Raw genomic sequence first — 23,993 nt, 5'->3', positions numbered from 1 at the left:
TTCCGTCACGCCGTCCGTCAGTACCACCAAGCCGCCGCCAGCGAGCGCAAGCTTTTATTCTCCATTTGGGGACTGTACTCGAAGATGCGGCCTATTCTGGACAGGCACCGGTCCGCTACTCCAATAGCGGTTCCCAACGCCGGGACAACCGTAGTCAAACGCTTAGGATTTAGCAGGGCGTCCCGTCTTTACCTGCTCGACCGCGGTCACTGCCGCCAACAGACGTTTCGGCGCGGCCGCTTCGAGCACGAGCAATCCGGCACGCAAGATTTCGCTCTTCTTCACCGACACTCCGGCCGCCAGACACTTCTGCTTCAACGCCGCAATTTTCTCGTAGTCCGATTTCGGCATCGTAAAGCTATCCCGTACTACTTTTTCTTTCTTTGTGCGTTTGACTTTGCTCTCGGCCGCAGGCCCTACCGACACAGCGTCAGGAACATCAGCGGCTTGCTGCTTCGGCGCCTTTTTTGCGGCTGGAGTTCGTTTTTTCAAGCCTGCGCTCACCCCAGCCTCTACGCCTTCTTCGCTCGCTCCCCCCTCTTCGGCGCTTTTGGGGAAATGAAACTTCTTCTTCGTTGCCTTCCTGGCAATCGGGTCGCTCATAGAAAATCTCCTGACCGATATACGGTATAAACAGTATATATCGTTTTGCGGGGATTCCTGACTGGCCGCGCTCCTTCTACACACCCTCTCCCGGAGAAACAAGACATCGACTCAGCGTTCGCACCGAGTCCGGAACGCGGCATCGATTATGAAATGCACGGACAGACTCGCACTTTAAAAAGGCAAGTTATGTGCTCCCTGCATCATGACGCAGCGGCTCATGACGCAAGTCGACAGAGCCGGCCACAACAACCAACCCTACCGGCGTCACGTCACCCTTAAAACCACCCGGAAGCGCGCCGCGCCACTCATCATCCGGTCATACGCTTCAGCCGCACGCTCGAGTGGAAACTCTTCGATCATGGGTTTGACTCCGCAAAGGGCGCTAAACGCGAGGGTATCCTGAGAGTCGGCGGAGGTTCCTGACGGCCACCCCTGAACCGAATTACGGCCCATGATGAACTGGGCAATCGGAACTTCGACAGGCTCTTCCGACAGTCCCACCATAATCATCTTGCCATTCAAACCCAACCCGCGAACTGCCGCGCTCATTGCTTTGCCGCTCGTGACGGTCGCGAGAATGACCTTCGCTCCGCCCAGCTTCCCGAGTTCTTCCGGAATATTCTGTGTTGTGCTGTCAATGTAGTGATGAGCGCCGAGTTCTTTCGCCAACGGAGCCTTGTCTTGTCCACGGGCGATAGCGACCGTATTGAAGCCCATCTTCCGGGCAAACTGCACACCGAGATGTCCGAGGCCGCCAATACCAAGAATCGCGACCACGTCACCCGCCCGCGCACCGCTATTGCGCAACGCGTTATAGGTCGTAATCCCAGCGCACAAGAGTGGCGCTGCGTCAGCGTCGGACAGATCATCCGGAATGCTCGCGAGCGCTTCCACCGGAGCAACGACGAACTCTGCATAACCACCGTTGTAACTAATCCCCGGCACCTGCGCCTTTTCGCAAAGAACAAAATCGCCCTGGCGGCAATGGCCACACCGACCGCAATGGCCGCCATGCCAGCCGACGCCGACTCGTTGCCCGACGCTCCATCCCTCTATGCCAGTTCCTACGGCATCGATAGTGCCGGCAATTTCATGGCCGGGGACCCGGGGAAATTGCAGGCCTGGCCATAGCCCCTCTTTGGTCAACGAATCGCTGTGGCAAATTCCACATGCCTGAACCTTGATGCGAACCTGACCGTCGGCCGGCTGAGGAACATCCAGTTCGACGAGCTTCAGCGGACCTCCCGCTGCTTCCACCTGCACGGCTTTCATCTTGGACATGGACTTCACCTCGCTGTAATCGATAGGGTTTTCCACCTGCACGGACGGGCTTTTCTTCCAACCGGCAGTCACAACATTGAATGAACGCTCAGAGGCCCTCCGGCACTCATCACCGTCAGGCACACGATTTAACATCGCTTCGCCATCGCCTGATTCCCGTGTCGCGACTCAAGAGGTAATTAATTCACGGACGGAAACCGTGACAATTCCGCGTGCCTGACGCGACCGCGTCGGACGCAAGCTGCCCGCTTTGGTCATAGAACGTTTGATTTGTAAGGTTAAGCTTGTAACGTCGCAATGATTCATCCAGGCTCCCTGGAACTGAGTCTTCACGGTATCGAACGTCGTCGATATTGAATCGTCCACCCTCGCCCATATGTGATGGGTTTGCTTAACCGCAGCGGGCAAGCGCACAGACATGAACAAACCCGAATTCAACGAGCGCGATAGCGCGCGTCCCGACTTGCTATGTTTCCTCGTCGCGATTGCGGCAGCGTCCTACGCTTTGACCAACGAATGGCGAGTGGACCATGTTGTTCAGTGCTGCCGTCAGTGGCTGAGCAAGAATCGCGTGCAGATGGACTGGCTGGACAGGGTCCGCATCGGCCAACTGGCTTTGAAAATCGCCAGCAAGGATCTGCTGGAGGCCGGCGTGGCGGTTCGGCTGTCCAGCGTGAATGCGCTCTTCACCAGTGAGATGGAACTCAACGAAGCAAGCACAATGGTTCAGAGGATGATGGCGCTCTGTCACGACGCGCTTTGAACACTACATGAACCCAGCCCCCGTCCATCAAGTTGGAGAAAACACGACCGCAGCCACTTCGTCCATGTGCGTAAAGCTGCGGAAGAATCGGTAGGTTCTACCTTCGATTTCCATCACGTTCACTCCTGCCCGAGTCGCGTCGAGGATTTCGTTGGCAAGCGATGCCGTCACCGTTCCGCGCCGCTTCAAATCCTCTCGCGGGCCCGACGGGTCTCCCAGATAGAGAGTCGCGGTATCGCTTGCGTGACGCATGACGATCAGGCTTGCGCCCGCGTCGAGCGACAACTCGAGATATTCCGCCAAAGTCAGCAGCGCTTCCAACAGAGGGGCCCGCTGACCGGTATTCGCCGCGGATGCGTGTGTCATGTTTTTCTCCGTCGCGTTGAAGAAATGCCGACAGCAGCAACCCAATCGTGCATGCAAAACTCCCCGGCCGGGAAGTCATCGGTCCGCAACCAATTTGCCACGCAACGCGGCATGAGGCTAGCAAATTCGCTTACTGCAACCACCGGCAGCCAGATTCCGGCCCGCCAATGCTTCCACCTAGTCGTTACGCGAAACAAAAAGCATCGAGACATAGAGGATGGTCGATACCACAATGATGGCGACACCGACCAGCACCTTCGCCGTGTTGAAATAGAGGCCGCCGTTAATCACCACACCGATTCCAGCGACCGCCGCCAGCGTGCCGAATGCGGCAAGGCCGATGCGCACCTTACCGCGAATGACTTTTCTGCGTTCCTCTTCGTCGGCGGATCTCACGCGTTTTTGTTCCATTCGATACTCCTTTACCGAACGCCATGACCGCGTCGACGACGCGCGTTGCAGGAAACGGCGCCAGGCATCAGCTACACGGTGATTGGGGCCCGCATCACCATGCCGCGAAACGCCGTGCTACATGATCACTTTACGCCTCCCACCTCGTCGTCACTTGACTTCTTCACCGCCGCGCGACACGGACGCCGCGGCGGCGACAACGAACACGGCCCGAACCGAGTTGCCCACCTTGATGTCGTCCAATGAGATGTCCGGGGCGACGTCGAGCGTCTCGGTACGGGTCGGGCCGCGCAGCGTGACCGTGCGATGCTTGCGGTCGACCTTCTGCACCGTCGCCACCACCTCGACACGGCGCGCCGACGCAACGACGCCGCCCGACGCGGGCTGCGTGAGCTGGGTGTCGAGGCGGGAGCGGATTCCGCTCGTCGCGAGCTTGTCCACGCCGATCAGAATGGCCTTCTGATAGGCAATGTTCACGATGTCGCCGACGCGCAGCTTCTTCACGTCCGCCACGGCGGGATTCACGTCGATGACCGCAAGGTTGCCGCGCGGTCCGCGCAGCGTGACGCTGTTCGAATCGGGATCGATTTCGACGACGCGCGCCTGAACGTGCAGCAGTGCCGCCGCCCCGACGACCTGCGGCGCAGGCCCCGATGCCGCCTCCTGGGCCACCGCGGGGCAAGCCGCAGCAAGCAGAATCGCGAGCGCTACCGGGACGGACTTCAGAAGACTCAAATCGGACCTGGATGTCTTGCAGCAAGCCATGAAACGCTCCTTTTGATTGCACCGTTGGTGAAGCTCAAATCATTAGCCGTCGCGGCATGCTAAGCGTACGTCGCGAGCGTGATCCCATCCTCGACGCGCCGCGCCGCGTGCTCGTACACGCGCGCGCGCTCCGCCGCTGCAATCAGCCGCTGCTGCTTGAACGTCGCGTGGTGGTAGCGCGGATCGCCGACCAGCGCGGCGTATTCGACGCGACGGTTCACCCGGTATCGCTTGAAGAAATCGGGGCCGGGAAGCCCGTTGTCGCGCGCGAACAGGACGCCATAGTCGACCTCATGCTCGTCGCAGATGTGCCGCAACGCTTCGTCGAGCACGGCGTGTCGGGCTGACAGCGTCATCGCGCTAGGGAACAGCGCGTGAAAGCGCGAATACGGAAGCACGCCGCGGTTCTTCGCCGTGAAAAGCAGCGTGTCGATCAGTCGGACTGTGAGATTGGCATCCATCCGTTTTCTCCGCTGAATGACGGGCGCACGATCTGCGGTCATGCGCAGTTCATGATCTTCATTCGCCGAACGTTGTGGTGCGGTCAGCGAAAATCTGCCTCCTGAAGGGCGGCGGAAGATGAGGCACGATCAACACGTGGCAACACGCGGAGCCGGAATACGGGTCCAGCCTCACGAGGACGGAAAGTTCATCCGGAAAAGGTGCGGCCCGCCGGTCGGGCCGACAGAGTCAGATTGAGCGATCGAATCAGTGGACTGCCCCCTGGACGTCGGACTGAAGATCGAGCGCAGGGGCAAGGCCGAGCGGTTTATTGCCGCCGCTCGCGTAATGGGCTTCACATCGCGCGAATCTGTTTTCGGCAAAACCCGCCAAACAGCCGCCAACGAAAATCCGCCAATCCGGATAATTCCTTTGTTCATACTGACCTCCGTCTTTTAAAAGACAAAGGCAGTCCTCGCACGATACTCATTATGCAAAAATCGCGAAAAGCAATGTCCACAGCCTAAAGCGACTGAAGGAGAGCCTTTTAGATAATGAGGCGCAAAGGACCACGCTGCTTGGCGCGCCGCGCTCGTTCGAGCGTCAGCGGGCGGGTAGATGGCAAGCCATAACGCGATCCTCGCAGAGACGTTGGCTGCCGCACGTTCGGCGTTGTGCGGACCTTGAACTGGCAAAGTTATGACTATTGCAAACTGTTACGGGATGCTAGCAAACGTATATTGGAATAGCAAGGAGCGGCGCACCGTAAATCCAGCGATGATTTATTAACCGGGGTTGATCGAAGCTGCGGCCGGGGAATGCCGGAATGCGTCATAGACTTATCGAATCAAGTCCGCGTGGCAATTGTTTTTATTATAAAAGCGTCCAGGAGCGGAAAAAGCGATTATTAGTAGTTTGGTATGCGGATTTGATCAGCAATCGGGTTTCGCCGTCATTCCAGCCGCGCGCGACGCTTCAAGCGGTTCTGGCGACGACCCTGAACATCCACGACGTTTCGCCATGCGTTTGCGGCGTCTCGCGATCGCGCTTGCCGTACGCCGTGAGACGTCGATGAATCATGTCGGGAATGCGCGAGCATTCCGTGGTTTTCGTGCCCGGCCTTGCCAGGAAGGTTCAACATGCCCTCCCGAACAGAAGAGCTGCCAAGCGTCGTACGCCGGATGAACGCGGGCCGAATGCTGATAGAAGGCGCATCGGTCTCCGCGGTGGCCGAAGCCCTGCACCTGTCCACCGACACCGTCAGGAAATACCGCTCCGTCATCGCCGAAGGCGGGCTCGAAGCGCTGCAGAAGATCAGCGTCGGCGGGCGTACTTCTTCGCTCGACGGCGCGGCGCTGGCGTGGATCGCCGCCGCACTGAACGGCTCGGCGTGCGAACACGGCTTTCCCACCCATCCGTGGACCAACGCCCGGCTGCGCGAATTGATAAAAATACGCTTCGGCGTGAGCTATTCGCGGGTGTACACGTGGCAGCTTGCGACCAATCTCGGCCTGGGACACCGGCTGTCGAAGTCGAGAAAGTGAAGGGCCCGGCCCACTGCTTCACTAGACAGCCGTTTTCTTATTGATGCGACCTTGATGGCTGTTCGATGCAAGCGTCCACGTCGACACTTTCCGCGCAGTCGGCAGCCTTGCTTGCAAGCCGCAAATAGGCGGCGGCGAGGCGTCGAAGATCCTCTTCGGAGGCATCCTCGATTCCGATCAGCTGATTGTTCGCGGCACGATGCGAAGCGAGCAACTCGTTCAGCTTGAGATGCACGGCCGCACTGTCCTTGTTCTGACTTTGCTGGATCAGAAATACCATCAGAAACGTGATGATGGTCGTACCCGTGTTGATGACCAGTTGCCAGCCCTCGGAAAAGTGAAACAGCGGCCCGGTGAGAGCCCAGACGAGCACGGTAATCGCCGCAACGCCGAAAGCGACCGGCGACCCCGCGAGCCGCGTCACCGAACTTGCGAATGTATCGAACGCTCGCGTGATGGGGTGGCTCTTGGGGTGGCTCTTGGGGTGGCTCGTGGCGGATGCGGCATCGGCTGCGTCGGGAGCAGTGCCCAGGCTGTTCGCGTATGCGCGGTTTTCGGCTTTTCGCATTCCTGCCTCCAGTAGTGCGGATTTGCATTAACTGATTGACCCGCAGCACATACCATGCCGGCTCCGCCCCCCAGACGCAGCCTCCTCGGATACCACTCTTGCCCCGTCATGGATCGGCATGAAAAAGCAGATCGTGATGATCCGCTCGCAGTTGCAATCCGGAAAGAAAGTGAGCGTTGCTTCTCCGCAAGCGCATTCCCGTCGATACAAGAAGCGGTAACGCGCCAACTTCAGGCACATCGCTTGCGGAGGCCGTCAGCGCTAAACGCAATTCACTCGCCAATCATCCGCTCATCAGAGGACATCCCACATGCTCACCACCCGCCCCTGCACCGCCACTTGCGTCATCGACGGCATGCCGGTCATCCTGACCTTCTATCCGGACAACGGGGTGCTGCGTATTGCCGATCCGTCGGGGGTGTGCATCAGGGAAACACGCTGGCATGCGTCGTGGCGCGCGCTGCTGGACGAATTCCGCAGCTACACCGAGCGTGCCGAAGTGGAGAAACAGCATGTCGACGAGATGGTGGACCGTCTCGGCGAGCGCACCGGTCACTCACTGCCGGTCGTCGCCATTGCATGAAAACCGGGTGGGACGCGGCGCTTTCTGTCGAGCGCCGCCCCCACTCGCGGATCCGTCATTGACCAAAATAGATCCTGCACTGAGGTCCGGTAGAGCATGGCTTGCCCTGCCGCCCGCTCCCCGCGTCCGATTGCCCCGCGGCCACGCCGCCGTATGACACGTTCTGCACAGCTTGTGTGCGAGTGTCCGTCCCCTGAGCCGCTTCGCCGTACGACATATCCGTCGTGGCCTGCGCCGACTCGTTCGCGTTCTGTTGCATCAGCGCGCGGCCCGACGCGCCGGCGCCCGGCTGGCCGTCGAGTTCCATTGCGCTGGCGGTTCTCGGCACGAGGAACAGCAACGCGCTCGCGACTACCATCGATAAACGTAATTTCATGTCCAGACTCCTCGAATCCGGCGCAGCAGTTCTCGTCCTCCTAAAGAATTGATCCGCGAAAAGCCAGCTCGCCCAATCGGGCAGAGGAACAAGTCGATGTCGATGCACAACTGCCGCGACGGATCACCGAACCAAACGACTAAGTAATTGCCACACTTGCAGCCGATGGCGGACGCTTTCTCCAAGGTAGGTGAAATCGGTCGCCGCAAGCTGGCAGCGCGAATGTGTGCTCCGCAATTTCTTTATAGCTCGCCCGCCTGGGAATTCAATCCGGGGCTCCGCTGGTGGCGGCGTGGCCTATTCCGTTCGATAAACCGCATTCGTGAAGAAAATCAGTTGAAGCGGCGCGTGCGTTGTCTGCACAGTGCGTTATGATGCTGCCATAACGTAAAAAAGCGGCGCGCGCGAAACACCGGCGAGAGACGGAGCGTGGACGTGAAACCAGCCATTCGCAATCAGTGCATTGTCACCTCAGTTCTTTCCGTTGCGGCCGCGAGGCTTGTCCAGCCTTGTCCGCCCTGCGGCGAATCGCTGGCATATTCACTGCCCGCCACGGCCAGCCCGATAGGCGGCCGGATTGGGCATAAGCTGTAGCGCGATTTATGGAGCAACGTTTTATAACGCGGCTCATGGATTTCCTTCGATCGACAACCCCACCGCGGGCCGGCCCCTTTCAAACGGGATCGACGCACCGCAACTTTAGCTTGCAGTCTGTAATTGACAGAACGCTGGACGTTTTAGAAGGACGAATATCTTATGGACGAAAGGAAGCGAGATAGCATGATTGCGTATCTCCGCCATCGCATGGAAGAGTTTGGCATCAAACCCGAAGACCTCGCTGCCGCGCTGGCGTCCGAGCCGTTGGCGCAAAAGGCCGAACGCTACCGGAGCGCAACGGGGGACAGTTGGGACGGCCAGGGTGAAATGCCTCAATGGCTGAAACAGGCAATCAGCGCAGGTCAATCAATCGACCACTTTGAATTGACAGCCAAACCGGCCCCTGCTCCGCACCCGAAAAAACACGTGGACTGGAAAAACGATCCGTTCGCGGGAAGTCCGCTTGCGCGTTCCCACAACCGTTAAGCCATCAGGCTGTTGAGCCGTTGGCTCAACCGGTCAGCCCCGCATTTTCCTGTCGGATATCGCAGGTTTCGCATGCCCGCTGACGTGCGCACGCGAGGCGCCGCTGCTTGCGCATTGCCGGCACATACCTTTCTTTGCAGACAGCGCTCGTGCGCGCCGCCGCGCTGCATAGCCGGCCGGAGTAGCAAAATCACGTGTCAGCTAGCTGCGACTGGCCATGCGAGTTACGAATAGACGTGACGCGGGAATCCACAGCGAAAAGGCATGAATCCGATAAACCGCGGCTGCCGGCCGAGGTCGCTCGACGCAGCGATGAACGCCGCGAAAAGAAGACATCGAATGAGCGCGGCCTGAGGTTCCGGGACGCCTCTCAGGCGAAGCAACGGCTTGCGACACTCACGAGTCGCACGTGGTGGCCCGGTCTTCCGCTGAGACGATTACCGGGTTGACCGTTACGGTGCCCAATGAAGCCTCGACCGGCGGGCTCGCGAGGCCGCTATCGGTGCAGCGCGCATCGCTAGCGGGCAATGCTGTGGAAGCCTTGTTACCGATACCGCCGCCCTGCCCCCGCGGCGTGTCGAATTTCGGCAACGCAATAAGCGCACTGACCTGCCGCACGATCTGCCAGAACATTTTGTCGAACAGCCGCACGCGCTCGTCGTCCGGCACGCCGTCCACGAGCGGATCGGCAACGCTCCAGGCGAGCAACGAAGGCGCGCCCGGAAACACGGGCGCATGATGTTCGTCGACGGATTCGTCCAGTGCGATGATGAGGTCCATTCTCGGCGCCCATTCGCCGGTGAATTCCAGCCAGCTTTTCGGGCTCAATATGTCGCGCGCCGATACGCCCGAGCGCAATTGCGCGACCGCGAGCGGATGCACCCGTGCGGCCGGCTCGGGCCCAGCGCTGAACGCTTCGAACCGGTGTCCCGCCAGTTCGCGCAGCAAAGCTTCGGCAATCACGCCGGATGCTGAATTATCGCGGCAAAGAAATAGCACCTTATATTTTCTGGTCACGCTTACCCCGTACCCGTATTTTCTTTTTTGCTTCTGGGTGACATTCTGCCGACCCAGTCTTGCGCCCCCGTGACACTACGACGTCTTAAATACTTGCGCCACAGGAATTGCACCAGGGGAAGTCAATTCACGGGTAGGCAACTTTGCGAACCGCATGCCGTGAAGTGTGTCAGCGCGACGATTACGCTTACATTATGCTGTCGGCCACAGGCGAGGCGGCAGACACGGCTGCGGGTGACGAGCTGGCCGCCTTGCCCCCGTTCGCCATGCCCGGGGCCGCCACTTAAGGGCCCGGCGAACATCGCACCCCGACGCCGACCCATTGGCGCCGATCAGGCGACGCACTGTTTCCCGCGGGCCGATTTATTCCGCCGCCTCTCGCGCTCATACTTCAACGAGTTTTTTACGTCGGCGCGCGGCGCCGTTCATCACGGGACCCATTGATGCTAAACAGAAACGCCATCAGCTCCGGCGCATACCTGGAAAGTTTTGATTCTCTGCCGAGCGAGATGCTGTGGACTCAGGCGCAAATCGATGCTTCGCTCGCGCAGACCATGCAGCAGCGTCCACAAGACGGCGACGTCTGGGTCTTCGCCTACGGCTCGTTGATGTGGAATCCGATTTCGGATTTCGACAGCCGCCGCATCGCGACGCTGCACGGCTGGCATCGCAGTTTCTGTATCCGGTTGATCGCCGGGCGCGGCACGCCGCAGCAGCCGGGGCGCATGCTCTCGCTCGAACCGGGCGGCAGCACGCAAGGCGTGGCGCTGCGGCTGTGCGGCGCAACGCTCGAAGAAGAACTGCGGATTCTCTGGATCCGTGAAATGGTGACGGGCGCTTATCGTCCGACCTGGGCGCCGGTCACGCTCGACGACGGCACCGAAGTCTGCGCAATCGCGTTCGTCGCCGAGCCGGGCGACTCGCAATACGAAGGCGACGCGCGCGCCGCCGCGATCGCGCCTTCGATGGCCGTCGCCGCCGGCCTCTTCGGCACGAACGCGGAGTACGTGTTCAAGCTGCAAAGCGCGTTAGCCGATTGCGGCATAAACGATCCGTATATCGACGAGCTTGCGGGCGAGCTGACGCGGATCAGCGGCCAGCCCGCATGATCCGTCAAAAACGCAGACTGTTCAGAAACTGAAACCACAGACCGCCGAGCGCGCCGGCGGGATGCGCGTCGGCGGTGGGTTCGTCTTGCTTCGCGTGGTTCGCGTGGTTGGCGTGCTTCCCGCGATGGGCGGACGCGTCGCGGGCGGCATTCTTTACTGCGAACACGTCGGCCTCGGGCCGCATATCGGCATCTTTGGCGGTATCAACGGCATGGGCGGAATCAGTCGCATGACTTGCATCGCCAGCCTCCCCGGCCTTCGCCGCCGCGCGCCGCGACGCCTGCAGCGCCGCCACGCTGTCTGCGATCTGCGCAGCCCGGCGCGGCTCGCATTGCCGCCCGAGCAGCACGCCGAACAGCACATCGCGATTGTGGCCTTCGTCGGCGAAACGGATCGCGACCGACACCATCTCCGCATACGCCGCTTCGTCGGCCGCGCGTGCCGCTGCCGCGCGCTGCGCCTGCGCGTGCTGCTGACGCGCGCGCTGGGCTTCCCAATGGCGCATCTGCTCCGCGTAGACCGCGTCGTACACCTTGCGCTGCTCGGCGTCGGAGAGGATTGCGTACGCGTCCTTGATTTCCTGGAACGCGGCGCGCGCCACGTCCTCAGCGCCGTGATTGCGGTCCGGATGCCACTTCATCGCGGCCTTGCGGTAGGCCCGCTTGATTTCTTCGTCGGTGGCGTGCGCTTGCACGCCGAGCGTGTCGTATAGGGTCGTCATTGCCTGCCGGATCTCGCCGAAAATCATCGCGGACCATCGTAGCACGCGAAAAGGCGCATTTTTCTAAAACGGCCCGCCCCAGTGCCGCGGCAACGACAATAAAAAAAGGCCTCACCACCGAGGCGGCGAGGCCGAGTCCCATGTCAAGGAGTGTCATGGAGGAGACGAACCCAGCATAACCGTCGGCCGTCACGCGGCCAAACAAGGGTTCGCCATATGCTTATCCGGCGCGGCTTCACGTGCTTTGCAGCGCAACGCGCCCGCGCGCGGTTATATGGTTAGAACAAAAAGTCGCTTCGTCCCGCGTCCGCTCGTCATTAAGATGACACTTCAAAGTCCGGTTCGGCCCGGCCCGCCTGCGCGCAGCCCCGCGCCAGCGTGCCGTGAGCCGCTACCGAAGGAGCCTCTCGTTGACCCGATTCGATCATCACCGCCGGCCGCTCGTCATCGGCATCGGCGGCACGACCCGCGCCGCTTCGTCGACCGAGCGCGCGCTCGGCTTCGCGTTACGCGGCGCCGAGGCCGCCGGCTCGAACACCCGCCTGTTCGGCGGCACCTTTCTGCATAGCCTGCCCCACTACGCGCCGGAACAACCGAACCGCACCGAAGAACAGCTCGAACTGATCGACGCCGTGCGTCACGCGGACGCGCTGATCGTCGCCACGCCCGGCTATCACGGCGGCGTGTCCGGCCTCGTGAAGAACGCGCTCGACACGCTCGAAGAACTGCGCGCCGACGAGCGCCCGTATCTGGACGGCCGCGCGGTCGGCTGCATCGTCACCGCATATGGCTGGCAGGCCGCCGGTTCGGTGCTGACCTCGCTGCGCTCGATCGTCCACGCGCTGCGCGGCTGGCCGACGCCGTTCGGCGCGGGCATCAACACGCTCGAAACGCGCTTCGATACCGTCGACACCTGCTCAGACCCGAAGGTCGTCGATCAGCTCGCGACAGTCGGCCAGCAGGCCGCGCAGTTCGCGCTGGCGTTCAATGCACATCGCGCGCCGAACCCGCTTTCGGCCGGCCAGCCGCTCGGCGAAACGCCACCCGCGCGCCTGCTGCACGCGGTCTGATTCTCCGCCGCACACCGCTCGCGCCTCTCTCACCCAGCCCTCGCGCACGATGCCCGTGGACCGCTCTCGCGGCCCACGGCAGCGGCATTCGCGCGAACCGTGCGGGACATAACAGACCGCGCGGCCGCCGCGCTGATAGTGTGATCGACACTGCGCATACGATCCGATCCGGGCTCCTGAAGACCGCTCCCGAACCCCGCTGATTAGCTTACGACGAAAGATTGGTTCACTCGCTGTGCGGCGCGCCCTACGCTTGACCCGACCCGCCCACTCATCGAACGTCCGGCGATATGGGTTACGTCCTACGCACTGGTTTTTTTGCAACGCATGCGGGCACACTAATAAGAAGTCGACATCATGAAGTCACATTTCCGCTACAAGGGTTACGAGGTCGCGCCCGTCGCGCAACTGCTGCCCAATGGCCTGTTCGCCGCCAATCTGACCATCGAGAAGACCTCCGCGAACAACGGCAAGGCGTATTCGTTCGATGCGCTCGATTACTTCTTCGACGAAGAACATGCGCTCGCCTATGCGTTCCGATGGGGACGTATGTGGATCGACAATCATCAGTGACGTGCTTCGAGCCGATCGTCGGGGTGGCCAAGGCTCGCGGCGCTCGCGGCGTGAAAGCGTTGCGCGCGAAGCTGAAAGCAGTGGCCTGCTAGCGGCGGCCGCTGCATCGTCCGGCATCGGCTTTCGGACGGCTGTGCCAGAATAGGCGGCATCACGAGTACGCCCTCTGCATGCCGCCATGTCCGACACGTCGACCGATGTTGCCAAAGCCCGCAGCCCATGCTTGCGGAAGTCGCATGGGCGTTGCCCGCGTAAAGCGCGGCACGCGCGCGCGCACTACGCGTGCGCCGGCTCATGCGGCCGCCCGGCGTCCCCATTTCCGCTGAACTTGCCGTGATCGCGCGCCCGGCGTTGCCCGAGCGCCGCGTGCATCGCGCCGCTCATCGCATCACGCTCGCGCCGGCAACGCACCCGACGATAAGGAGACGCGCCCATGGCCTGGACCGTCGATGAACAACTCGCGCTGAACGCCACGCAAGCGGTCGCTGCGATCCAGTCCGGGCGCCTCGCCGCCACCGACTACGTGGGCACGCTGCTCGCCCGCGCCGCCGCGCTGTCGAGCCTCAACGCGCTCACCACGCTCGACCTCCCCGGCGCGCTCGCCGCCGCCCGGCGCATCGACGCGCTGCCCGCCTCGGCAAAGGCGCAGTTGCCGCTCGCCGGCCTGCCGGTGGTCATCAAGGACAACATCAATACGGCGGGCTTGCAGACCTCGGCGGGCACGCCCGCTCTCGCGGGCTTCGTGCCGTCGACCAACGCGCCGTCCGTGCAACGGCTCATCGACGCCGGCGCGATCGTGCTCGGCAAAGCGAACATGCACGAACTGGCGTTCGGCATCACTAGTACGAATTTTGCCCCGCATGCCGGCCCGGTACGTAATCCTTACGATCCCTCGCTGATTCCGGGCGGCTCGTCGGGCGGCACCGCGGTGGCGATCGCCGCGCGGATCGTGCCCGCGGGTCTGGGCACCGATACCGGCGGCTCGACCCGCATTCCGGCGGCGTTGACGGGGACCGCGGGGTTCCGGCCGTCGGTCGGCAACGGCGGCGCCGAGCGGCGCTATCACGATCCAGACGCCGTGGTGCCGATCAGCCATACGCGCGACACCGTGGGACCGATGGCGCGCAGCGTCGCCGACCTCGCGCTGCTCGACGGCGTGATCACCTCGGCCGGCGCGTTGCCCGCGCTCGCGCTGAACGGCCTGCGCATCGGCCTGCCCGCGCCGCTGTGGGACGGGCTCGAACGCCAGGTGGACGACGTGGCGCGCGCCGCGCTGGTGCGGCTCGAAGCGGCCGGCGTCGTGTTCGTGCCGGTGGCGATGAGCGAGCTGGAGCACCTGAATGCGATGGTCGCCGGTCCGGTTGCGATTCACGAAGCGCGCGACGACCTGTTCGCCTGGCTCGTCGCCAACCATGCGCCGGTCAGCACGGTGGCCGAACTGGCCGCGCGCATCGCGAGCCCGGATGTGCGCGCGATCTACGACAGCGTGCTCGCGGATGTGCTCGGCGCGCAATACGCGGCGGCGCTGAACCATTGGCGGCCGCGCCTGCAGCAGTACATGGCCGCGACGTTCGCCGCCGAGCGCCTTGACGCGCTGCTGTTTCCAACCACACGCCTGACCGCGGTGCCGATCGACGACGTGAGCGGTTCGTCGACGGTCTCGATCGACGGCGCGCCGCCGATCGACACGATGCTAGCGTTCCTGCGCAATACCGATCCGGCCAGCACGTCGGGCATTCCAGGACTGTCGCTGCCCGCCGGGATGAGCGCGAGCGGGCTGCCGGTCGGCCTCGAACTGGACGGGCCGCTCGGCTCGGACCGGCGGCTGCTGGCGATCGGCGTCGCGGTCGAGGAGTGTCTTGGCGGCCTGCCGGCGCCGGTGCTTTGACGCCGCAGATCGCGCTGCCGTGTTGACCGCCCGTAGCGCTTGACGCCAACGACAACCTCTCTGAAACCGCCAGCCAAAGTGCCGATGACGACACGAACATCCACCCCCGCCCACCCGCAAACTCAGCCGCACACTCAGCCGCAAGCGCGGCGAACTGTCATACGCCACGCCGTGAGCCTGGCGGCCACGTTAGCCGTCCTATGCAGTGCAACCGCCTGCGCGCGCCTCGCCACGGTCGATTCCAACGCGCTGTGGAAGATCGTGGACATACGCTGTGTGCCGTCGCAGCAGGCCACCGGCACGCCGGGCCAATGCACGATGGTCGATCTGGACAAACGTTATGTGATCCTGAAGGATATCGTCGGCCGCTCGCAGTATCTGCTGATTCCGACCGACCGCATCACCGGCATCGAAAGCCCGCTCGTGCTGGCGCCGCGTGCGCAAGATTACTGGGTCGACGCGTGGGGCTCGCGGCATTACGTCGAGACTGCCGTCGGGCGCGCGTTGCCGGACGATCGGCTCGGCCTCGAAATCAACTCCGAATATAGCCGCACGCAAAACCAGTTGCATATCCATATCGACTGCCTGCGCCGCGACGTCAGCGCCGTGCTCGCGGGGCACGCGAAGGACACGCCTGACGAATGGCGTTGGCAGACGATCGACGGCGAGCGCTACCGGATCAGACGCGTGACATCGCTCGCCGGGACCAGCAATCCTTTCCGCGTCGTCGCGCGCGACCATCATGGCGCCGCGGCCATGGCGACGCAAACTATCCTCGTGACCGGCGCCGGACCGGACGCCGACAAGGACGGCTGGCTGATCGTCAACAGCGGCACCGCAGTCGGCAACGGCAGCGGCTCGGCCGAAGGGCTCATGGATCACGCATGCCGCGTGGCGGATGCCCATTGAGCCTGACCCCGCGCCGCTACCGCTTTCGCCGCCTTTGCACGATCGAGCAGATGCATTGCTCAATAAAATGGTTCTGGCGTCACGCGTTGGTCCGTAGGATCGGTCTGAATCTGCTTGATGACCGACCCCGCCCATGGCGATTTATCTCGACGACGCGCAACGCACTTCCCTCACCCGGCAGGCAACCAGCCTCACGTGGCGCTCGCAATGGCCGACCTGGGCGCTGGTCGTCGCGATCTACGGTGGCTGGTTCGGCGTGGCGACCCATGCGCGCGAACTCGGCCTGCCGTTGAGCGCGGGACTGCTGACGGTATTCAGCACGTGGTACATGTCGTTGCAGCACGAATTGCTGCATGGCCATCCGACCCGTTCGCCGTTCGTCAACGCGCTGCTCGGCTTCATGCCGCTTGCGGTGTGGTTCCCTTATCCCATCTATCGCGACTCGCATCTTCAGCATCACGACGATCCGCATCTGACACATCCGGGCCGCGATCCCGAAAGCTATTTCGTCAGTCAGCAGATGTGGCTGCATGCGGGGCCCGCGATTCGCGCGCTGCTGGCGTTCCGCAATACGCTGATTGGCCGGCTGCTGGTGGGCCCCGCATTCGCGATTGCAGCAACGAACGCGCAGGCGCTCGGCAAGATCAAACGCGGCGACTGGCGCGACGTGCCGGCATGGCTCGCGCACTTCGCCGCACTGACCGCGCTCACCTTCTGGTTGCAGCAGGTTTGCGCGATACCGGCGTGGGTTTTTATCGTCGGCGTGGGGTATGGCGCGCTGTCGCTCGCGTCGGTCCGCTCGTTTCATGAACATCGCGTGGCGCAGGACCATGCGCACCGCACCGTCGTCAACGACGCGGGATGGTGCTGGCGCTTGCTGTTTCTCAACAACAACTATCATGCAGTTCATCATGATCTGCCGCACGTCCCCTGGTTTGCACTCCGGTCGGTCTATAAAAGGTACCGTCAGCAATACATCGATCGCTCTGGAGGCTTTCTGGTAAATGGTTACAGCGAATGGTTGAGGCTTTACGCGTTCGCTTCGGTTGCGCCTCCAGTTCATGAGGATATCTCCGGTTTGATCCAGAGTAATCCGCATGCGACGCCCGCCAACGTCGCATCGACGCGGCCAAACTGGTGGCGTCCGGCATCCACCCCAAGGCCTACGAGAAGCAGCTGCAACTGCAGGCAATCAGACGCAACAAGAACACCTTTTGGGCCGTCTGCGAGGAGTGGATTGAGACAACCGCGACAGGCGGAGCAAGTACTACTGCGGGCAGGCCATACGCTTTCTCTCGCGCTATGTGAAAGATTCGCCACTCGGGAACATGCCAGTACGCGATATCAAGGTGGCTCACGTCTACGACCTGCTGCAATTGATGGCAAAGCGCAAAACCCTTTCAGCCGATGAACGAAAGGTCGAGGGTGCTCCTCATATCGCAGTGCGTCTTCGTCAGCACCTTGACGCGATATTCAGGCGGGCGATTATCACGGGGCGGGCCGAGGCCAATCCTGTTGCGGCTCTCAAAGAGTCGGACGCGGTGATGCTCCCTCCTACGCGCCACTGAACTGCTCCCGCTTGCGAGAACAGCCATTTCGCGGCGACGATTGCATAAGTCTGCACTTGCGCAAGGATGCCGCCGAGACCTGCTTCGGGCAAGCGCTGCCACTCGCGTGCGGAGCGTTCGCCAGCAAGCGGCACTTCATGCAGCCAGCGGGGTGGGCGAGGCAGCGTGTAGTCCGAGAGTGCCTCGGCCTGCTCGGTAATGTCGCCGCCGTGCTCGGCGAGCGTCGACACCGCCCCGTACAGCGGCAGCACGATCACGACTAGCAGCCCGACCAGCATCACGGTGACGGCGATCCAGCGGTGGCCACCGACGTGCTTTTCGATACCGATCATCACGGGCCAGGTGGCGACGACGATCATCGTTGCCCAGATCAGCGCCGGCAGAAACGGACGAACGATATAAAGACTGCCGAAGATCAGCAGCGACAGAATCACGATGATCAGCAGGATGCGAGCAATATCCGCCTGCGGTCGCGAATTCACGTCATTCTCCCGATACGTGACCCGGCCGCAGCCGCGCGGGGGGCGTGCGGTCCGGTCGTACATGCCGCCGACAAGCCTGAGAGATGGGCAGCGGCCAAGCTTGCGTCGGACTGGTGCGCAGACTGCAGACCCGATGACTCGCCTACTCAGGCTACAACCTTCGAAGCACCACCGCCATTGGACCTTAGTCCCATGGACTCCGCGGAATTCGACGGTAAGCTACCTTGGAAATGACTATTGAAATAGCATTGAGCCCGCTGCAGGTGAAACTGGTCTAGCCGCTCGCGCGCAGGCGCGGCTGCGAAGCCCGCATGACACCGTGCCTGCTCGGCAGCTGAACGGAGGAACATGCCATGCAGAGTTACTACGCCAACAGGAACCTACCGCAGCCTGTGATCCCGGTCATGAGGTCGCTAGACTTGCTCAAGGGCCAGACCGCGCTGGTTACCGGTGCCAATTCCGGTATCGGCCGCGCCATCGCTGTGGCGCTCGGCAGTGCTGGTGCCAACGTGATAGTCAATTACGTGGCGAACCCGGCGGACGCCGAAGCGGTGGCCGAGGAGATTCGCAGCGGTGGGCAGCGCGCTATCACCGCACTGGCCGACGTAGCCGACGAGGCGCAAGTGCAAGCCATGTTCGCCGCGGCGGTGCTCGAGTTTGACACCATCGATATCCTTGTCAGCAACGCCGGCATGGAGCGCAACGCGCCGTTCCACGAGATGAGTGTCGGGCAATGGGACGCCGTGATTAATGTCAATCTGCGCGGCGCCTTTCTTTGCGCACGCGAGGCAGTGCGCGAGTTCCTTCGCCGCGGTGTGCGGCCGGGAATCTCGGTGGCAGCGGGCAAGATCATCTTCACCAGTTCGGTCCACGAGGTGATTCCGTGGGCCGGCCACGTGAACTACGCGGCCTCCAAAGGCGGGCTGATGCTGCTGATGAAGAGCCTGGCGCAGGAGGTCGCCGAGAAGCGCATCCGCGTCAATTCCATAGCGCCGGGCGCGATCCGAACGCCGATCAACCACGCGGCATGGTCCACCCCCGAGGCCTATGCCGAACTGATGAAGCTCGTGCCCTACAAGCGCATCGGCGAGATCGAGGAGATCGGCCGAGCCGCGGTCTGGCTGGCGTCGGACTTCACGGACTACATCGTCGGCACGACGCTCTTCATCGACGGAGGGATGACGCTGTACCCTGGGTTCGAAACAGGAGGTTGATCGTTGTGGAAACCCCTTAAACGGTGGAGTTCGCGCATGTTCAGTGTCAACAGTTCAGTTGCACGCATGGCGGGCTCCCGCAATCAGACCGGAAACGCCGAGCATGGCATCCGCCGCAAAACACGACATCTGTATCTTGCTGAAACACGACATTCTCATATTGCTCTTACAAAATGGGAGGGACCATAGATTAATTATTTCAAGTTATGCGGATCGTGTTCATGGTGCACGAAGGTCCTGACGACCGATGGCGGGGTCATGTGCGGGCGAACTGATCCAGATCGACAAGCGTGCCGCCCACCGCCCGCCTGCGCTTGTTCGTTGTACCAATGAAGAAATCGCTCTGCGATCAAGCGCTTTGCGTCCTTGACCAGAACCTGGCCATAAGGATATGAACATTTTCTGTGGATAAGCCGCGCGATCCGATTCGCGCCTTTGCCCAGCTCTCCCTACGCGCGCCCATGGGCCTAAAGTCCAATACCGCGAGCTTCCGACATGAAATACTCTCAGTCGGAGATTGGCAAATCTCGACAGAATGGCCGCCGGGTCCTACCCCTTCCCCATCGCCGAAGCGCGGGTCAGCCGGCCTCCAAAGGCAGGACCGACAGGGAGATACGCATGCTTCGCCCCTCCGAATTCCTGATGCGATCAGGCCGTCATGCCTGTCCAGACCCACAGGCCGCGACGGCCGTGATTGTGATCACCGGCGCGTCTTCGGGGATCGGACGCAGCACGGCCAACCTGTTTGCCCAGCATGGCTGGCGGGTCGGCCTGATTGCTCGCGGGCGGGCCGGCCTGCAGGCCACGTTCGACGATGTCAGCCGCCACGGCGCGATGGCCGCCATGGAACAGGCCGATGTGGCCGATCTCGGCGCACTGGAAGCGGCAGCCGCGCGCATCGAGCGGACGCTCGGCCCCATCGACGCGTGGATCAACTGCGCCGGCAACGGCACCTACGGGCGCTTCCTGGATACCCCGGCCGAGGAGTTCCAGCGCGTCACCGAGGTCACTTACATGGGCACGGTCCACGGCACCCGTGTCGCCTTGCGGCGATTCCTGCCGCGCGATCGAGGCTCGATCGTCAACGTCTGTTCCGCGGTCGCGTTTCACGGCATGCCGTTGCTGTCCGCTTACAGCGGCGCGAAGCATGCGGTCCGCGGCTTCGGCCAGTCGGTTCGCGCGGAACTAGCCCAGGACGGCAGCCATGTGCGCCTGACCAGTGTGTTCCCGCCCGCGGTGAACACGCCTTTCTTCGATCACGCGATCTCTCACATGGGGCAACTGGGGCGGCCGATGCCGCCGGTCTACCAGCCGGAGGTCGTCGCCGAGGCAATCCGCCTTGCGCTGATCAGCGGGCGCGCGGAAATGCCGGTGACCTCCACGGCCATCCTGTTTTCAATCAGTGCTCGATTCATGCCGGGCCTTGTCGCGCGAGCCATACGCAAGCTCGGTTATGGCGGGCAACTGACCGACCAGGCGACGCTGCAGGAGCGGCACGCACCCACCTTGTTCGCCGCCTCCGAAACCGCTTCACCGGCGCGCGGCGGCTTCGACGCCCTGGCGCGTACCGGCAGCATGCACATACGTATCCTTGGTGTGCTCGCACGCTGGCGGGCGCCAGGCCGCCTGACGCCGCAACCGGGAAGGCAGCCGCCGCCCGGACTCCCGACGGATGAGACGCCGGTCCAGGAGCATGCGCTGGATTGAGTGGCGCGCGTCTTCTGCCCAGCCGTTAAGGCAGCGCGTCCACGACGGTGCTGCATGCCGCCAATGCCCTCGATGCGGCGTCAACCTGATCCAGCAGCACTGGGTCCAGGGCTCGCCGGTTCGGACGAACCGACGCACGGTCTTTCACATAGGCGCCGCTGACCGCTTCCCAATCGGCCGCCAGGGCAACCTGTAGCGGCGTGTCGGCGCCCTGTTGCCCGCTACGCAGGAACGGACCCATGAGCCGCCACGCTAACCCGATTGCGCCGCGTTCGCGGACCAGACCAGTCGCCACCATCCCCGGATGAACGACGTTCGCCACTACGCCGCTGCCGCGCAGTCGTTGCGCCCGCACGAAAGTCGACATCATCATCGCCAGTTTGGAACGGCCATAGGCGCGCACCATACCCCAATGCCGCACGAGTTCGAGATTGTCGGGATCGATGCGCGCGCGGTCCGAGGTCGACGAACCCACGTTCACGATTCGCGAAAGACGTCCCGCCCGCAGCGCGCCTTCGAGCGCATCGGTTAGAACGAGCGGTGCGAGATGGTTGACCGCGATCACGATGTCGTGGCCTTCCACGGTTGTCGTGCGCCGCGCCGTGAACATCCCGGCGTTATTGACGAGCACGGCTAGTCTTGGGTGGGCGGCGGCGATCTCCTCGCCGAGATGTCGTGCTGCGCGCAGCGAACTCAGATCGGCGAGCCTCAGTTCCGTGCTCGCGGCGGGCGCGCGATCCCTGATCCAGGCGGAAAGCGCGTGCCCTTTCTCAGCGTCCCGGCACACCAGCACCACATGATGATCGGCCTGCGCGAGGCCGAGCGCGATCCAGCGCCCGATCCCGCCGGTCGCGCCCGTCACAACCGATACCCGCTGCTCAGGTCGAATCATGGAATGCCCCCTGCTGATTGTGTCCGTTCAAGAACGGCTTGCACCTTCGACATCATAGGAGTTCGATTGCGCAAAAGCAGCCTCAAGGGGCCTGGCGGCAGCCGACAGAACCGCTTTCTGATGCCGACCATCGCCGCCGTCGTATTGGTGCCCGGTGCGCCAGGCTATCCATACTCGATCGACTGATTCATCTTGCGCGGTTGTCGACATAGCCCCACTTGCGCATACAACGACATAGCCCTGGATAGACGATAGTTCGCCCCGACCACATGTTTGATCGATTTGTTGCCGATTTATTTTCGCCCTTGATGTAATACACATCGCTAGTCACTTCAAAAGCCGGTGTGAACCGATAGCCGAAGCCGCCGGAAATCATGTCGAAATTGGTGGTACTCGCATGCGCGGGATTGCGGCCGCTGCTAAACGACGTGCTGACGGTGAAGCCGTTGATCGAATACAGCGCGCCGGTATAGTAGAACCGGTTGTTGTTCAGCACGGTCGCCACGCTGATCGGACTGGGCTTGGTGCCGTGCTCGTTGTAATAGGCCGCGGCAAGGTTCAGTCCGTAGTTCTCGTACTGCAAAACCGTGGACTCCCGCGTGCCGCCCTGCGTCTGGCCCGCTACGCCACTGGCGCACCGCTTCGCGGCTTCGGGCTTGACCTTCGTAACTGACCATCGCTCGCGACAACCTCCGTCATCCCTCGATCTCCACGACCTCGATCTACCCGCATGGCGATGACGTCAAGCGGGCGCGGCAGATCGCGGGGGCGTTCGGGAACAAATGAATACTCAGACGGGAATGACGAGTGTGCGATGAGATCACAACAGAGGCGGCCCTGGCTCATCGATTGGCATAGTTATCTTAATGGCTCGGTCAGAAAGCACATTTGTAACCGGGACCTCACCGCCTACGAACTCATCGCCGGGTTCGTGAACGCCGCTGTCGGGATGGTGCGACCGCCTCTTGTCGAGGGGGCGAGCGGACATTTGGGAATCAGCCGCCGCCCTTTTGGTTCTCCGTATCGCGCAAGTACGTTGCCGGGTTGCCATTACCACCGGTGGCGCTGACTGCATATACTTCTGCGTCCCACCGTTATTATTGGAGACATTCGGGAAATAGACAGGTGCAACCCGTGGCCTCAACACTATCAAGAATCATAGAGGAGCCAGGAATGGAACAAGTCGTGAGTTTTCCACGTTATTTCTTCATCACCTCGTTCGTTTTGATGTCGATGGCCGCATGGATCGGCGCTGTGTTACTGCGACGCGGCAAGCCACTCGATAGCGATGCTCGAGAAGACTTCGACGTAGTCAAGTCTGCCACCCTGACCCTGCTCGCCCTCGTGATCGGTTTCAGCCTGTCAATGGCCGTGGGGCGATATGACCAGCGCAAGAATTACGAGGAAGAAGAGGCCAACGCGATCGGGACTGAGTTCCTTCGCGCGGACCTTCTGCCCGCCGCGGAAGCAGCAACGATACGCTCGCTTCTGGCGCAATACGTTGAGCAGCGCATTCTGTTTTATCAGGCTCGCGATCCGCACGAACTGGACGAAATAAACTCGAAAACGGCTGAATTGCAGACGGAACTATGGGCGGCCGCCCGTAACGGTGCAGCGCCTCAACCGAATCCCGTCACCGCGCTGGCCGTTGCCGGCATGAACGATGTGATCAATACGCAGGGATACACGCAGGCTGCATGGCGGAACCGTGTCCCGCTCGAGTCGTGGTCGCTGATGATTGTGCTGGGCGTGTTCAGCAACCTGCTGGTTGGCTACGGGTCGCGCAGCGCGACCGCGAAGAAGCGGTTCTTGCTGATCATGCCCATGGTGGTGGCGCTGTCGTTCATGCTCATTGCGGACATCGACAGCCCGCGCAGGGGCATCATCCGGGTGGTGCCTCAAAACCTTATCAGCACGGCCCAGTCGCTGCCCAAGTCGTGAACGCCCGGCGCCTGTGTCGATGGGTACTCATGCATGTTGCGCATGCCTGACGGTTGCGGACCATGTCGGGTAAAGACCTGCTTTAGCCGCTCCACAACTGCCCGCTATCCGTGGA

Annotated in this window: 26 protein-coding genes and 2 pseudogenes; 14 read left to right on the top strand and 14 right to left on the bottom strand. The window is 62.2% G+C overall.

Annotated features, from left to right (window positions below; all coding sequences use genetic code 11):
- Nucleotides 1-162: 162 nt before the first annotated feature.
- Both PQR02_RS34040 and PQR02_RS34035 read right to left on the bottom strand, forming a co-directional pair.
- Nucleotides 163-603, bottom strand: coding sequence for a hypothetical protein (locus PQR02_RS34040; protein WP_408242086.1), 441 nt, complete (start codon nt 601-603; stop codon nt 163-165).
- Between the two features lie 267 nt (nt 604-870).
- Entirely contained in the window at nt 871-1,887 is a 1,017-nt protein-coding gene (locus tag PQR02_RS34035) for an alcohol dehydrogenase (RefSeq protein WP_408242084.1), read from the bottom strand.
- 418 nt (nt 1,888-2,305) lie between these two features.
- On the opposite strand from PQR02_RS34035, the gene PQR02_RS34030 reads away from it, so the two are divergent.
- Nucleotides 2,306-2,650 (top strand): hypothetical protein, encoded by a 345-nt coding sequence (locus PQR02_RS34030; protein ID WP_408242082.1) that lies wholly within the window; start codon nt 2,306-2,308, stop codon nt 2,648-2,650.
- Nucleotides 2,651-2,677: 27 nt separating this feature from the next.
- On the opposite strand, the gene PQR02_RS34025 is transcribed toward PQR02_RS34030, so the two are convergent.
- The 5 genes from PQR02_RS34025 to PQR02_RS34005 all read right to left on the bottom strand — a co-directional run bounded on the left by PQR02_RS34025 (nt 2,678) and on the right by PQR02_RS34005 (nt 5,073).
- Entirely contained in the window at nt 2,678-3,016 is a 339-nt protein-coding gene (locus tag PQR02_RS34025; protein ID WP_408242080.1) for a hypothetical protein, read from the bottom strand.
- Between the two features lie 177 nt (nt 3,017-3,193).
- Nucleotides 3,194-3,427 carry a DUF2964 family protein gene (locus tag PQR02_RS34020; protein ID WP_408242078.1) on the bottom strand — a complete coding sequence of 78 codons (234 nt, stop codon included), beginning with the start codon at nt 3,425-3,427 and terminating at the stop codon, nt 3,194-3,196.
- Nucleotides 3,428-3,577: 150 nt separating this feature from the next.
- Entirely contained in the window at nt 3,578-4,192 is a 615-nt protein-coding gene (locus PQR02_RS34015) for a hypothetical protein (RefSeq protein ID WP_408242076.1), read from the bottom strand.
- Nucleotides 4,193-4,251: 59 nt separating this feature from the next.
- On the bottom strand, nt 4,252-4,653 hold the full coding sequence (locus PQR02_RS34010) for a hypothetical protein (RefSeq protein WP_408242074.1): 402 nt from the start codon (nt 4,651-4,653) through the stop codon (nt 4,252-4,254).
- A 171-nt stretch (nt 4,654-4,824) separates the two neighbouring features.
- On the bottom strand, nt 4,825-5,073 hold the full coding sequence (locus tag PQR02_RS34005) for a hypothetical protein (RefSeq protein WP_408242072.1): 249 nt from the start codon (nt 5,071-5,073) through the stop codon (nt 4,825-4,827).
- A 699-nt stretch (nt 5,074-5,772) separates the two neighbouring features.
- Between PQR02_RS34005 and PQR02_RS34000 the strand changes: the two genes are divergently transcribed.
- Nucleotides 5,773-6,177: a helix-turn-helix domain-containing protein gene (locus PQR02_RS34000; protein WP_408242070.1), complete on the top strand. Its 405-nt coding sequence runs from the start codon at nt 5,773-5,775 to the stop codon at nt 6,175-6,177.
- 37 nt (nt 6,178-6,214) lie between these two features.
- Here PQR02_RS34000 and PQR02_RS33995 read toward each other — a convergent pair whose 3' ends face one another.
- Nucleotides 6,215-6,745 carry a low affinity iron permease family protein gene (locus PQR02_RS33995; protein WP_408242068.1) on the bottom strand — a complete coding sequence of 177 codons (531 nt, stop codon included), beginning with the start codon at nt 6,743-6,745 and terminating at the stop codon, nt 6,215-6,217.
- A gap of 310 nt (nt 6,746-7,055) precedes the next feature.
- Between PQR02_RS33995 and PQR02_RS33990 the strand changes: the two genes are divergently transcribed.
- Nucleotides 7,056-7,328, top strand: a complete 273-nt coding sequence (locus tag PQR02_RS33990; protein ID WP_408242066.1) for a hypothetical protein — start codon at nt 7,056-7,058, stop codon at nt 7,326-7,328.
- Between the two features lie 55 nt (nt 7,329-7,383).
- Here the strand turns inward: PQR02_RS33990 and PQR02_RS33985 are convergent, their stop codons facing one another.
- On the bottom strand, nt 7,384-7,704 hold the full coding sequence (locus PQR02_RS33985; RefSeq protein ID WP_408242064.1) for a hypothetical protein: 321 nt from the start codon (nt 7,702-7,704) through the stop codon (nt 7,384-7,386).
- Nucleotides 7,705-8,460: 756 nt separating this feature from the next.
- Here PQR02_RS33985 and PQR02_RS33980 point away from each other — a divergent pair.
- Complete coding sequence (locus PQR02_RS33980; protein WP_408242062.1) at nt 8,461-8,787, top strand: H-NS histone family protein; 327 nt, start codon at nt 8,461-8,463, stop codon at nt 8,785-8,787.
- Between the two features lie 396 nt (nt 8,788-9,183).
- Here the strand turns inward: PQR02_RS33980 and PQR02_RS33975 are convergent, their stop codons facing one another.
- On the bottom strand, nt 9,184-9,786 hold the full coding sequence (locus PQR02_RS33975; RefSeq protein WP_408242107.1) for an arsenate-mycothiol transferase ArsC: 603 nt from the start codon (nt 9,784-9,786) through the stop codon (nt 9,184-9,186).
- A 461-nt stretch (nt 9,787-10,247) separates the two neighbouring features.
- Here PQR02_RS33975 and PQR02_RS33970 point away from each other — a divergent pair, with 461 nt between their 5' ends.
- Entirely contained in the window at nt 10,248-10,913 is a 666-nt protein-coding gene (locus PQR02_RS33970) for a gamma-glutamylcyclotransferase (protein WP_408242060.1), read from the top strand.
- 4 nt (nt 10,914-10,917) lie between these two features.
- Here PQR02_RS33970 and PQR02_RS33965 read toward each other — a convergent pair whose 3' ends face one another.
- Nucleotides 10,918-11,634, bottom strand: a complete 717-nt coding sequence (locus tag PQR02_RS33965) for a J domain-containing protein (protein WP_408242105.1) — start codon at nt 11,632-11,634, stop codon at nt 10,918-10,920.
- A 410-nt stretch (nt 11,635-12,044) separates the two neighbouring features.
- On the opposite strand from PQR02_RS33965, the gene PQR02_RS33960 reads away from it, so the two are divergent.
- The 6 genes and pseudogenes from PQR02_RS33960 (at nt 12,045) to PQR02_RS33935 (ending at nt 17,642) form a co-directional block, all read left to right on the top strand.
- A complete protein-coding gene (locus PQR02_RS33960) occupies nt 12,045-12,704 on the top strand; it encodes an NADPH-dependent FMN reductase (RefSeq protein WP_408242058.1) in 660 nt (219 codons plus the stop codon).
- A gap of 357 nt (nt 12,705-13,061) precedes the next feature.
- Nucleotides 13,062-13,277 carry a transcriptional regulator gene (locus PQR02_RS33955; RefSeq protein ID WP_408242056.1) on the top strand — a complete coding sequence of 72 codons (216 nt, stop codon included), beginning with the start codon at nt 13,062-13,064 and terminating at the stop codon, nt 13,275-13,277.
- A gap of 433 nt (nt 13,278-13,710) precedes the next feature.
- Nucleotides 13,711-15,165 (top strand): indoleacetamide hydrolase, encoded by a 1,455-nt coding sequence (gene iaaH, locus PQR02_RS33950; protein ID WP_408242054.1) that lies wholly within the window; start codon nt 13,711-13,713, stop codon nt 15,163-15,165.
- Nucleotides 15,166-15,249: 84 nt separating this feature from the next.
- Entirely contained in the window at nt 15,250-16,074 is an 825-nt protein-coding gene (locus tag PQR02_RS33945) for a CDP-diacylglycerol pyrophosphatase (protein ID WP_408242052.1), read from the top strand.
- A gap of 133 nt (nt 16,075-16,207) precedes the next feature.
- Nucleotides 16,208-17,177 (top strand): annotated as a pseudogene (locus PQR02_RS33940) (fatty acid desaturase); the annotation flags it as partial.
- A 201-nt stretch (nt 17,178-17,378) separates the two neighbouring features.
- Entirely contained in the window at nt 17,379-17,642 is a 264-nt protein-coding gene (locus tag PQR02_RS33935) for a phage integrase central domain-containing protein (RefSeq protein ID WP_408242049.1), read from the top strand.
- On the opposite strand, the gene PQR02_RS33930 is transcribed toward PQR02_RS33935, so the two are convergent.
- Nucleotides 17,528-18,124, bottom strand: a complete 597-nt coding sequence (locus tag PQR02_RS33930; protein WP_408242047.1) for an AI-2E family transporter — start codon at nt 18,122-18,124, stop codon at nt 17,528-17,530. The two genes, PQR02_RS33935 and PQR02_RS33930, sit on opposite strands and share 115 nt — an antisense overlap.
- A 404-nt stretch (nt 18,125-18,528) precedes the next feature.
- Here PQR02_RS33930 and PQR02_RS33925 point away from each other — a divergent pair, with 404 nt between their 5' ends.
- Together PQR02_RS33925 and PQR02_RS33920 are read left to right on the top strand one after the other, a co-directional pair.
- A complete protein-coding gene (locus PQR02_RS33925) occupies nt 18,529-19,338 on the top strand; it encodes a glucose 1-dehydrogenase (protein WP_408242103.1) in 810 nt (269 codons plus the stop codon).
- A gap of 618 nt (nt 19,339-19,956) precedes the next feature.
- Nucleotides 19,957-21,045 (top strand): SDR family oxidoreductase, encoded by a 1,089-nt coding sequence (locus PQR02_RS33920; protein WP_408242045.1) that lies wholly within the window; start codon nt 19,957-19,959, stop codon nt 21,043-21,045.
- A 25-nt stretch (nt 21,046-21,070) separates the two neighbouring features.
- On the opposite strand, the gene PQR02_RS33915 is transcribed toward PQR02_RS33920, so the two are convergent.
- Nucleotides 21,071-21,937 carry an SDR family NAD(P)-dependent oxidoreductase gene (locus tag PQR02_RS33915; protein ID WP_408242043.1) on the bottom strand — a complete coding sequence of 289 codons (867 nt, stop codon included), beginning with the start codon at nt 21,935-21,937 and terminating at the stop codon, nt 21,071-21,073.
- A gap of 187 nt (nt 21,938-22,124) precedes the next feature.
- A pseudogene (locus tag PQR02_RS33910) lies at nt 22,125-22,562 on the bottom strand (porin family protein); the annotation flags it as partial.
- A gap of 548 nt (nt 22,563-23,110) precedes the next feature.
- On the opposite strand from PQR02_RS33910, the gene PQR02_RS33905 reads away from it, so the two are divergent.
- Nucleotides 23,111-23,878, top strand: a complete 768-nt coding sequence (locus PQR02_RS33905; protein ID WP_408242041.1) for a bestrophin-like domain — start codon at nt 23,111-23,113, stop codon at nt 23,876-23,878.
- The last annotated feature ends 115 nt before the right edge of the window (nt 23,879-23,993 follow it).

The organism is Paraburkholderia sediminicola (genome assembly GCF_046026895.1).
Classification (GTDB): domain Bacteria; phylum Pseudomonadota; class Gammaproteobacteria; order Burkholderiales; family Burkholderiaceae; genus Paraburkholderia; species Paraburkholderia sediminicola_C.
This window is presented reverse-complemented; position numbering and strand designations above follow the sequence as displayed.

Bases quoted from the DNA above. Each gene is read 5' to 3' on its own strand.
- PQR02_RS34040 (WP_408242086.1), bottom strand. From the start codon at position 603: ATGAGCGACCCGATTGCCAGGAAGGCAACGAAGAAGAAGTTTCATTTC.
- PQR02_RS34035 (WP_408242084.1), bottom strand. From the start codon at position 1,887: ATGTCCAAGATGAAAGCCGTGCAGGTGGAAGCAGCGGGAGGTCCGCTG.
- PQR02_RS34030 (WP_408242082.1), top strand. From the start codon at position 2,306: ATGAACAAACCCGAATTCAACGAGCGCGATAGCGCGCGTCCCGACTTG.
- PQR02_RS34025 (WP_408242080.1), bottom strand. From the start codon at position 3,016: ATGACACACGCATCCGCGGCGAATACCGGTCAGCGGGCCCCTCTGTTG.
- PQR02_RS34020 (WP_408242078.1), bottom strand. From the start codon at position 3,427: ATGGAACAAAAACGCGTGAGATCCGCCGACGAAGAGGAACGCAGAAAA.
- PQR02_RS34015 (WP_408242076.1), bottom strand. From the start codon at position 4,192: ATGGCTTGCTGCAAGACATCCAGGTCCGATTTGAGTCTTCTGAAGTCC.
- PQR02_RS34010 (WP_408242074.1), bottom strand. From the start codon at position 4,653: ATGGATGCCAATCTCACAGTCCGACTGATCGACACGCTGCTTTTCACG.
- PQR02_RS34005 (WP_408242072.1), bottom strand. From the start codon at position 5,073: ATGAACAAAGGAATTATCCGGATTGGCGGATTTTCGTTGGCGGCTGTT.
- PQR02_RS34000 (WP_408242070.1), top strand. From the start codon at position 5,773: ATGCCCTCCCGAACAGAAGAGCTGCCAAGCGTCGTACGCCGGATGAAC.
- PQR02_RS33995 (WP_408242068.1), bottom strand. From the start codon at position 6,745: ATGCGAAAAGCCGAAAACCGCGCATACGCGAACAGCCTGGGCACTGCT.
- PQR02_RS33990 (WP_408242066.1), top strand. From the start codon at position 7,056: ATGCTCACCACCCGCCCCTGCACCGCCACTTGCGTCATCGACGGCATG.
- PQR02_RS33985 (WP_408242064.1), bottom strand. From the start codon at position 7,704: ATGAAATTACGTTTATCGATGGTAGTCGCGAGCGCGTTGCTGTTCCTC.
- PQR02_RS33980 (WP_408242062.1), top strand. From the start codon at position 8,461: ATGGACGAAAGGAAGCGAGATAGCATGATTGCGTATCTCCGCCATCGC.
- PQR02_RS33970 (WP_408242060.1), top strand. From the start codon at position 10,248: ATGCTAAACAGAAACGCCATCAGCTCCGGCGCATACCTGGAAAGTTTT.
- PQR02_RS33965 (WP_408242105.1), bottom strand. From the start codon at position 11,634: ATGACGACCCTATACGACACGCTCGGCGTGCAAGCGCACGCCACCGAC.
- PQR02_RS33955 (WP_408242056.1), top strand. From the start codon at position 13,062: ATGAAGTCACATTTCCGCTACAAGGGTTACGAGGTCGCGCCCGTCGCG.
- iaaH (WP_408242054.1), top strand. From the start codon at position 13,711: ATGGCCTGGACCGTCGATGAACAACTCGCGCTGAACGCCACGCAAGCG.
- PQR02_RS33945 (WP_408242052.1), top strand. From the start codon at position 15,250: ATGACGACACGAACATCCACCCCCGCCCACCCGCAAACTCAGCCGCAC.
- PQR02_RS33925 (WP_408242103.1), top strand. From the start codon at position 18,529: ATGAGGTCGCTAGACTTGCTCAAGGGCCAGACCGCGCTGGTTACCGGT.
- PQR02_RS33920 (WP_408242045.1), top strand. From the start codon at position 19,957: ATGCTTCGCCCCTCCGAATTCCTGATGCGATCAGGCCGTCATGCCTGT.
- PQR02_RS33915 (WP_408242043.1), bottom strand. From the start codon at position 21,937: ATGATTCGACCTGAGCAGCGGGTATCGGTTGTGACGGGCGCGACCGGC.
- PQR02_RS33905 (WP_408242041.1), top strand. From the start codon at position 23,111: ATGGAACAAGTCGTGAGTTTTCCACGTTATTTCTTCATCACCTCGTTC.